Raw genomic sequence first — 2,592 nt, forward strand, 5'->3', positions numbered from 1 at the left:
CCGGCGTCCACTCGGCGGCGCGCGCGCGCAGGGCGTCCGCGCCCACCGTGTGGTCGCGCAGGTAGGCAGCGTCGTCCAGCCCATCGCGGAAGATGACGTGCATCATCCCCAGGGCCAGCGCCGCGTCCGTGCCGGGGCGGATGGCCAGGTGCTCGTCGCACTGGGCCGCCGTGCGCGTGCGGATGGGGTCGATGGCGATCACCCGCGCACCCGCCTCGCGCGCGCGGCGCACGGCCGGCCACAGGTGCGGGTTGCTGGTGAGCGTGTTCGTCCCCCAGAGAAGGATGAAGCGCGCCTTGTCTGCCTCTTCGGGCGTGGGGCCCATGCGGTCGCCGTAGGTGGCGGCCCACCCCGCGCTCCCCGCGGACGCGCAGATGGTGCGGTCCAGCAGGCTCGCGCCGATGCGATGGAAAAAGCGGCGGTCCATGGACTCGCCCTGCACCTTGCCCAGCGTGCCGCTGTACGAGTACGGCAGGATGGCCTGGGGCCCGTGCGCGCCGTGGCGGATGTCGTTCAGCCGCCGGGCGATGTCGTCCAGGGCCTCGTCCCAGGTGGCCGGCTCGAAGCGTCCCTCGCCCTTGGCGCCCACGCGGCGCAGGGGCGTGGTGAGCCGGTCCGCGTGGTAGGTGCGGTCCACGTAGCGATTCACCTTGGTGCACAGGAACCCCTGCGTCACCGGGTGCTCCGGGTCGCCCTGCACGCGGACGGCCCTGCCGTCCCGCACGTGGACGAGCATGGCGCACGTGTCGGGGCAGTCGTGCGGGCACGCGCCGCGCACCACGCCGGTCTGGATCAGGGGCAGCGAGCCGATCTGGATCACGTTGCTACGACCTCGTCCTTTCGAGAGTGAACACGGCGGAAGATCCGCTCGGGTGGTCCCACCTCACTCGCTGTGTTCGCCCGTGATACAATGGTGCCAGTGCCGCGGGTCCCGGCTGGTGTGCGTCACGGCGACGATCTGGATTTCCGTGTTCGTGGGGATGTAGATCATCGCGTAATCGAAGCCCAGCAGCATGATCCGGCGTGTCTGAAGCTCGTACGGAGAGCCGCGGTAGGGGTACTCCAGGAGCGAGTGGATCGCGTGCTCCACGGCGGCGGCGAACTTGTCGCGCTTCCTCTTGTCGTCGTCCTTCCCGATGAATGCCTTCGCTTCACGAACGTCCGCACGAGCTTCCTTCGTGAACCTGTATCTCACGGATCGGCTCGTAATTCCGCGAGCACCTCTTCACCGTCGATCCACTCGACGTCGCCGGCTTCGATCCGAGCCACGCGTCGGCGCACCTCGGCACGCCACGCCTGGTCCAAACCGTCGTCCGTGATGCTGTCCTGAAGGCGGCCAATCAGCTCCGCGCGCTCCTGCTCCGGCAGCTCCAGCGCGACCGCCTCGATCTCGTCGATGCTCATCCGCTTCCTCCTCTCGGTCATGGCTCCAAGCTCCTGGAAGATAGCGGAAGGAGGGGTGTGCAGTCCATACACTTTTAGGGGCGCACCGAACGTGCCAGGCGCGGCCGGCCCGTGCGACGGAAGTATGCGGAATCTAGCGGGAGCGGGCGCCAAAATGCATCCCGATGGCGACAGCCGCGAGCGCCAGGGTCGTGAGCAGCCCCGTCAGCAGCGAGCCCACCGCCAAGGGTGGGCCACGCAAAAGGCGCCGGGCCCGTGTGGACCCAGCGCCTGTGCGGTGGCGTGGCGCGCCAGGAAGCCCGCCGATCTGCTCCCCACCCAACGGCCAGTTGGCAGATTTGTGCCCTCCGTCGGTGCCGCTCACCACTCGTTTTCGATGCGAACTGGTCGAGGTCGTCCAGCAACTGCTCGAACGGCACCGGCGTAACCCGGCGGGACCTCATCTCCTCCAGCCGGAGGCGGTGCTCGGCTGGCACGGCGCGGATCGATCTCGTCGCCTTTGCTGTGGGGCAACACTGTTCGATCTGCCACGTTCACCCTATCGACGAAAGGCCTGTGGTGATGCAGTGCCTGACCCGCTTGCTCACAAGCCCAGGGATTTGAGCCGCTTGCGCCAGTATCCCTCTCGCCGGCTGTGGTGAGCGATGGCCGCGATCACGAGCTCGTTCGATCTGACCACGTAGTAGATGGTGTACGGGAACTCCGTCAGGGCGTGACCACGAGTTCCGTCTGCCCGCGCAGCTCCGAGAAACGGGTTGGCGGCGAGCAGGGCGGCCGTGCGATCGATCTCCGTGACGAACTTGGCCGCTTGCGGGTGACGCTCCTCCTTGATCATGTGGGGCAACCGCCCTGGCAAACTCCCGGTCGGCTGCCGGAAGGTTGATGATCCTCACCAGAGCATCGCGCGCAGCTTCGCGAGCGTTTCCTCCATCGGAATCCCCTCCACCTCGCCTGCGTCATACCGGGCTACGCGGTGGCGTACTTCATCGAGCCACTCCTGCTCCAGTCCGGGGTGCATGTCCCGGTGCGCGGCAAGACGGTCGATCAGCTCGTCCAGCTCTTCCCTTGGCAGCTCCAGCGCGACCGCCTCGATCTCGTCGATGCTCATCCGCTTCCTCCTCTCGGTCATGGCTCCAAGCTCCTGGAAGATAGCGGAAGGAGGGGTGTGCAGTCCATACACTTTTAGGG

Annotated in this window: 5 protein-coding genes; all 5 read right to left on the minus strand. The window is 67.4% G+C overall.

Annotated elements, in window-relative coordinates; all coding sequences use genetic code 11:
• Positions 1 to 793, minus strand: a 793-nt coding sequence (locus tag VFZ20_RS30020) for a molybdopterin-dependent oxidoreductase (RefSeq protein WP_349264146.1), incomplete at its 3' end; no start/stop codon positions are given.
• Between the two features lie 90 nt (positions 794 to 883).
• Positions 884 to 1,195, minus strand: coding sequence for a type II toxin-antitoxin system RelE/ParE family toxin (locus tag VFZ20_RS30025; RefSeq protein ID WP_329687653.1), 312 nt, complete (start codon positions 1,193 to 1,195; stop codon positions 884 to 886).
• The gene (locus VFZ20_RS30030) at positions 1,192 to 1,404 is read right to left on the minus strand and encodes an addiction module protein (protein WP_329687654.1); all 213 of its coding nucleotides are present in this window, start codon (positions 1,402 to 1,404) and stop codon (positions 1,192 to 1,194) included. Before VFZ20_RS30030 ends, VFZ20_RS30025 begins: the two co-directional genes overlap by 4 nt.
• A 583-nt stretch (positions 1,405 to 1,987) precedes the next feature.
• Positions 1,988 to 2,239 (minus strand): type II toxin-antitoxin system RelE/ParE family toxin, encoded by a 252-nt coding sequence (locus VFZ20_RS30035; protein WP_329687655.1) that lies wholly within the window; start codon positions 2,237 to 2,239, stop codon positions 1,988 to 1,990.
• A 54-nt stretch (positions 2,240 to 2,293) separates the two neighbouring features.
• Positions 2,294 to 2,512, minus strand: coding sequence for an addiction module protein (locus VFZ20_RS30040; RefSeq protein ID WP_329687656.1), 219 nt, complete (start codon positions 2,510 to 2,512; stop codon positions 2,294 to 2,296).
• Positions 2,513 to 2,592: the final 80 nt, after the last annotated feature.

The organism is Longimicrobium sp., from assembly GCF_036280135.1.
GTDB lineage: Bacteria > Gemmatimonadota > Gemmatimonadetes > Longimicrobiales > Longimicrobiaceae > Longimicrobium.

Excerpts from the sequence above, each read along its gene's own strand:
- VFZ20_RS30030 (WP_329687654.1), bottom strand. The coding sequence starts at position 1,404 with ATGAGCATCGACGAGATCGAGGCGGTCGCGCTGGAGCTGCCGGAGCAG.
- VFZ20_RS30040 (WP_329687656.1), bottom strand. The coding sequence starts at position 2,512 with ATGAGCATCGACGAGATCGAGGCGGTCGCGCTGGAGCTGCCAAGGGAA.
- VFZ20_RS30035 (WP_329687655.1), bottom strand. The coding sequence starts at position 2,239 with ATGATCAAGGAGGAGCGTCACCCGCAAGCGGCCAAGTTCGTCACGGAG.